Raw genomic sequence first — 6,087 nt, 5'->3', positions numbered from 1 at the left:
TGAGCGACATTGGGGCGGCCACACGAGGGGGCCGGGGCCCGGCGGCTGGGGGTGATCCGCCGGGCCCCGGCCTGACGGCGAGACGGCTACGACTTCGGTTGGGTGAGGTCGTAGAGAGTGACTCCGTCGACCGTGGTCGCGGTGTAGTTCGCCGTTACCCAGGCGGTGATCGCCGAGCTGGTCGACTCACTGTTCCCGCCGGGGCCCCCGCGCCCACCGCCGACGAAGTAGTGGATCTTTCCGTCGGCCACGTACTGCTGGAACTGTTCGAGGGTGGGGGACGGGTCGCTGCCGTTGAATCCGCCGATCGGCATCACCGGCAGCTCGGTGGCGAGCTGATATCCGGCGGCGCTGTTGGAGCCGACCGCCGCCGCGACCCAGGTGTAGTCGGTGCCGTTCGCCTCGAGCAGGGTGACGATCTGATCGCTCGGACGTGATCCGCCGAGTAGTCCACCCGCGCCACCCATGCGCTGGTCACCACCATTCGTACCCTGGGCGGAACCGTCCGGCATCGCCGTGCCGTCTTGCCCCTGCGCGCCACCGTCCGACGGCATGCCGGTCGGCGCACCCGTGGCCGCACCGTCCGGGGGCGTACCACCGGGCGCGGCACCGTCCCTGGCGCCGGTGGTGGCGGATCCCTGGGCGCCGGGCCTGCCACCGTCGCCGCCGGGACGCATGCCCGGTCCACCCATTCCGCGCATCCCGCCGGAACTCGGTCCGGCGGAGGGGATCGCACCGGAATGCGCGGACGCGAGAGTGTCGACCGAGTAGGCGATCGGCCCGGCGAGTCCGATGAAGGCGGCGGCGAGCGCGGCGATCACCGACTGCTTGCGTGCCAGCGGGAACATGAAGGCAACGGTGGCGACAACACCGACAACCAGAATCGACCAGCGCAACCACGGCTGGAAGGAAGCGCTGCGCGACAGCAACATCCACGCTGTTGCCGTGGTGAGCCCGACCGCGACAGCGCACGCGCACCGCACCCACAATCGATCACGCGCACCCCACATCTGCACGGCCCCGATCCCCACCAGCGCCGCGACAGCGGGCGCGAGCGCCACCGTGTAGTACTGGTGGAAGATCCCCGCCATGAAGCTGAACACCAACCCGGTGACGAGAAGCCAACCGCCCCAGAGAATCAGCGCGGCACGGCGGCGATCGGTACGTGGCGCTCGGCCGCGCAACACGAGCCCGGCCACGAGCGCGAGCAACGCCGCCGGAATCAACCACGCGATCTGACCGCCCTGCGCGGACTCGAACATCCGGGTGATCCCGGTGCTGCCCCACATTCCGTTCCCACCTGCGGGCAGTTCGCCACCCGGCCCGACGCTGCCGGTCTCATTGCCGTTCAACCGCCCGAGCCCGTTGTATCCGAGGGTCAGTTCGATGATCGAATTGTTCTGCGACCCACCGATCCACGGCCGGGAATCCGCGGGCCACAGCTCCACCGCCAGCAACCACCAGCCCGCCGCGACCACCATCGCCGCGCCGGCGGCGAACAGCTGTGCGACCCGCTTACCCAGCTTGGGCGGTCCGGCGATCAGATACGTCAGCGCCGAGGGCGGCACCACCAGCAGCACCTGCAACTGCTTGGCGAGGAAGCCGAATCCGATCAACCCGCCGGTGAGCAGCAACCAGCGCCAGCGCCCGTCCGCGACCGCGCGCGTCATCGCCCACGTGGCCGCGACCATCAGCAATACGAGCAGCGCGTCAGGATTGTTGAACCGGAACATCAGCACCGCAACGGGAGTCACCGCGAGAACCGTGCCCGCGATCAACCCCGCCGCGGGTCCGAACGACCTGCGCACCGTTGCCCACAGCAACGCGACACTGGCCACGCCGAGCAGGACCTGTGGCACCAGCATGCTCCAGCTGTTGAGCCCGAACAGCCGTACCGAAAGTTCCATCACCCACAGCGAAGCGGGCGGTTTGTCCACGGTGATCGAGTTCGCGGCATCGGAGGAACCGAAGAAGAACGCCTCCCACGATTGCGAACCCGCTTGTATCGCAGCGGCATAGAAGTCGTTGGCCCACCCGTTGGCGCCGAGATTGATGAGATAGGCGATCAGCGTGCCGAGTAGCAGCACCGCCAATGCCGGGCGCTCCCAACGTTTTCTGGTCGCCGTGGGATTCACGATGTCGGAGGGAGACGGGGGAGCGATGGTCGTAGTCATCGACGCACCTCCAACGCACCGAGGCGTTCTGCCGATTCGGAGCCGCTGTCGGTAGCGCCGAACGCCGGGGCGGAGTGGGTCGAGTGCGCGAGGACCGGGCGGTCGGTGCCCACGTTCCGGAACACCCAGCGCAAGCCGACGAAACGAGCAAGTGTCGCAACGAGATTGGCGGTGATCAGCACGGTGAGCTCCACCGCGACGGGCGCGTCGGGAGCCCAGCGGTGCAGGGCGAACAGCGACCCGCTGGTGATCGCCAGCCCGAACGCGAAGATGGCCAAGCCCTGGAACTGGTGCGACACCGCGTTGCCGCGCCCGCGCACACCGAAGGTGAACGCCCGGTTGGCGGCGGTATTGCCCACCGCGGTGATCAGCAGCGACACCAGATTGGCGCCCTGGCTGCCTGCCACCGGCTGCAACAGCAGGTACAGCACGATGTAGGCGAGCGTCGAGGTCACCCCGACGATCGCGAACCGCACCAGCTGGCCGACCATGCCGAGCGGCACCCCGGCCACCAGCGGTTCACGCCCGACGGCGGCCCGCAACTCGTCCAGCGGGAGGGCGCCGGTGGTCAGTGCCCTGGTCAACCGCCAGATCCCGCGCAGATCCTTGCGCGCGGTATCGACGATGTCGACCCGGCTGTCGGGATCGTCGATCCAGTCGACGGGCACCTCGTGAATCCGCAGTCCCGCCCGTTCGGCCAGCACCAGCAGCTCGGTATCGAAGAACCATTCGCCATCGCGCACCAGCGGCAGCAGCTCGCGAGCGACATCGGTTCGCACGGCCTTGAATCCGCATTGCGCGTCCGAAAAGCCAGCCCGCAGTGTGGTTTTCAGCAGCAGGTTGTAGCAGCGGGAGATGATCTCCCGCTTGGGTCCGCGCACCACGCGGGCCGACGAATCGAGCCGGGTGCCGATCGCGAGATCGGAATGCCCGGATACCAGCGGTGCGATCAGCGGCAGCAGCGCGTCCAGGTCGGTCGACAGGTCGACGTCCATGTACGCGACCACCGCCGCATCCGACGCTTCCCACGCGGTCCGCAATGCCCGCCCCCGCCCTTTGGCGTCCAGGTGCAGTACCTCGACGCCGTCGAGTTCCGCCGCCAGCAGCTCGGCCACCGCGAGGGTGGCGTCGGTGCTGGCATTGTCGGCGATGGTGATGCGGGCCGTGAACGGGAATCCGGCGCGCAGATAGGCATGCAGCCTACGCACGCACAGGCCGAGATCGACCTCCTCGTTGTAGACGGGTATCACTACGTCGAGCACCGGCGCGCGGCTGCTCTGCATGGCCTTCTGCTCGGCCTCGGTCTGAGTCATGACACCCAGACTCGATGGCCGCGCTGCCACCGAGCTGGGACCGAGCTGGGAGGTTGCTGGGGATCGTGATCAGCCGCGACGCACGCGCAGCACGCTGTCGGCGCGCTCACCGACCACGCCGTCGGGGCTGGTCGACGGGCTGTGGACGAGCTCGGCGGTCTCGACCTGCCAGCCGGGCCCGAGCTCGAGCTGCTCGATTACCTGCTCGATGGTCGGGAACACATGCTCGTGCATCGCGCTGGAGGCCCAGCTCGGCGCGGCCGCGTGCGCGCCGATCACCAGCACCCCACCCGGTGCGACGGCGGCCGCCGCACTGCGCAGGATCCCGGCTCGCTCGTCCGGCCGCTCCACCGGCGAGTGCAGGAACTGGGCGGACACCAGGTCGAAGGTGCCCGCCGGGAAACTCGCCTGCAGGTCGTGGCGGTCCCACACGATCGTCACCCCGGCCTCGGCGGCCCGTCGCGCACCGCGCTCCATCGCGGTCGCGGAGATATCGACCGCGGTGACCCGCCAGCCGCGCTCGGCCAACCAGATCGCGTCGGCGCCCTCGCCGCAGCCCAGGTCGAGGGCCGTCCCCGGGTTCAGCTCGGACACTTCACGCACCAGAAGTGGGTTCGGGTTACCGGTCCAGATCTGCGCACGTTCGCGGTAGAAGTCTTCCCAGAACTCTTCGGCGTTCGCCACGGTCTCGGTCATCGATGCTCCTGGTCGGTCAGGGTGAAAGGATCATCCGATAGTGCATCGACTACTCCGATGACCGCCAGAATTCTTGCTGTTTCGGCAAATGTGTTTCCACTCTCGGTGGGGTGCGTAGCCTCCGGTACGGCCCGCCCTAGTATTACTACCGTGACGCGCGGTTACCCCAAAACGGACGAGGCGCCGCGTCGCCGTGTCGACGCGCGGACCGAACGCTGGCGTGAGCATCGCGTGCAGGTGCGTATCGAATTCGTCGATGCGGCTTTCCGGGCGCTGGATCAGGTCGGGCCCGATGTGAGCATGGGCGATATCGCCAAGGAGGCAGGCGCGGCCAAGCCGAAGCTGTATCGCCATTTCGAGGACAAGACCGACCTCTACAACGCGATCGTCGACCGCGTGCGCGACACGCTCTGGGAGCGCGTGCTCACCAGTGTGAATCTCACCGACGATTCCATCGCCGAACTCGTTCACACCGCGGCCACCGAGTACGTGGCGGTGGTGTCGGCACACCCGAATGTCTTCCGGTTCATGCTGCACAGCCATTTCAGCCAGCAGGCCAAGGAAGCCGAACGCGCCCTGGTCGCGGCCCGTCAATCGGCAAGGCGCGCAGCGGAATTCTTCGCGGGCCTGCTCCCGACGGAATCGATCGACGTGACCGGGATCGAATTGGTGAACTATTCGATTTTCGGTGCGGTCGCCTCGGCCACGGACTGGTGGCTCGGCGCGAATCAACGCGAAGTATCGGCGATGCCGGTCGAGCGCTTCGTCGACTATCTGGCCGAGAGTATCTCGGCATTGGCGCAGGCGCATGCCCGCTTCAACGGGGTAAAAATCGACCCGTCGAAACCGCTGCGCGACGCCTTCGGTCTCGACTGAATCCTCGCGCCCGACACGAACTCCGTTGTTCTCGCCGATCACGCCGTTGGGGTCGGCTGGGGTGCGATGAGTTCAGTATGAACCTGGGCACCGACAAGTTCGCGACGCCACGCTAGGCGTACCTGCGCCTTCGCTCCGGCCGTGCGCGGCTGAGGAACGCTGCGCGGCTGCGCCAACTATGCATCAGTGTGCAGTCTCCAGAGCGGGGAGACGGGCCCGTGACCTGCGCCGAGGTCGTAGGAAGCGGCCAGGCAGCGGTAGGTCCACTCCTTGGCGAATTCCACCGCGTCGGGGACCGAGTAGCCGTTGGCGAGCGCGCTGGCGATCGCCGCGGCCAGGGTGTCCCCACCGCCGTGGTCGTTGCCGGTGGCGATGCGCGGCGCGGTGAACTCGCGGAAGGTGTCGCCGTCGTAGAGCAGATCGGTGCTGAATTCCGACGCGCGCAGGTGCCCGCCCTTCACGATCGCCCACTGCGCGCCCAGTGCGTGCAATGCCTCGGCGGCCTTGCGCGCGGTGGCGTCGTCGACCACTTCGATGCCGGTGATCAGGCGCACCTCGTCGAGGTTCGGGGTGACGACCGTCGCGAGCGGAATCAGCGTATTACGCACTGCCTCGAGGGCTTCCGCGTGGAGCAGCGGATCGCCGTGCATGGAGGCCGCGACCGGGTCGACCACCAGCGGGATGGTGCCGTCGCGCCCGATCCCGAGCTCACGACATACCCCGGCGACCGCCTCGATGATCGCGGTGGAGGCGAGCATGCCGGTCTTGGCCGCACCGATGCCGATATCGCGAACGACTGCCCGCACCTGATCGGCCACGATCTGCGGCGGGATCTCGTGAAAACCGCTGACGCCCACCGTGTTCTGCACGGTCACGGCCGCCACCGCCACGCACGCGTGCACACCGCACAGTGCCATGGTGCGCGAATCGGCCTGGATACCGGCGCCGCCACCGGAGTCGGTGCCCGCGATGGTGAGCGCGCGAACGGGGGTCTGGCCATCAGGGGTCAGCGGCAACATCTTCACGCC

The 6,087-nt window shown here is 68.1% G+C and carries 5 protein-coding genes; 1 reads left to right on the top strand and 4 read right to left on the bottom strand.

Annotation, left to right across the window (positions count from 1 at the left end; all coding sequences use genetic code 11):
* Window positions 1-86 precede the first annotated feature (86 nt).
* The 3 genes from ACFWPK_RS17075 to ACFWPK_RS17065 form a co-directional block, all read right to left on the bottom strand.
* Window positions 87-2,174: an ArnT family glycosyltransferase gene (locus tag ACFWPK_RS17075; protein WP_378916650.1), complete on the bottom strand. Its 2,088-nt coding sequence runs from the start codon at window positions 2,172-2,174 to the stop codon at window positions 87-89.
* Window positions 2,171-3,487, bottom strand: a complete 1,317-nt coding sequence (locus ACFWPK_RS17070; protein ID WP_378916647.1) for a glycosyltransferase — start codon at window positions 3,485-3,487, stop codon at window positions 2,171-2,173. Before ACFWPK_RS17070 ends, ACFWPK_RS17075 begins: the two co-directional genes overlap by 4 nt.
* Window positions 3,488-3,556: 69 nt before the next feature.
* Window positions 3,557-4,183 carry a class I SAM-dependent methyltransferase gene (locus ACFWPK_RS17065; protein WP_378916644.1) on the bottom strand — a complete coding sequence of 209 codons (627 nt, stop codon included), beginning with the start codon at window positions 4,181-4,183 and terminating at the stop codon, window positions 3,557-3,559.
* A 150-nt stretch (window positions 4,184-4,333) separates the two neighbouring features.
* Between ACFWPK_RS17065 and ACFWPK_RS17060 the strand changes: the two genes are divergently transcribed.
* Window positions 4,334-5,059, top strand: a complete 726-nt coding sequence (locus tag ACFWPK_RS17060; RefSeq protein ID WP_378916641.1) for a TetR/AcrR family transcriptional regulator — start codon at window positions 4,334-4,336, stop codon at window positions 5,057-5,059.
* 176 nt (window positions 5,060-5,235) lie between these two features.
* Here ACFWPK_RS17060 and thiD read toward each other — a convergent pair whose 3' ends face one another.
* The gene (gene thiD / locus ACFWPK_RS17055; protein ID WP_378916637.1) at window positions 5,236-6,084 is read right to left on the bottom strand and encodes a bifunctional hydroxymethylpyrimidine kinase/phosphomethylpyrimidine kinase; all 849 of its coding nucleotides are present in this window, start codon (window positions 6,082-6,084) and stop codon (window positions 5,236-5,238) included.
* Window positions 6,085-6,087: the final 3 nt, after the last annotated feature.

It is taken from the genome of Nocardia sp. NPDC058519 (genome assembly GCF_042719755.1).
In the GTDB taxonomy this organism is placed as follows: domain Bacteria; phylum Actinomycetota; class Actinomycetes; order Mycobacteriales; family Mycobacteriaceae; genus Nocardia.
The sequence above is the reverse complement of the archived record's forward strand: the minus strand, read 5'-3'. Positions and strand labels throughout refer to the sequence as shown.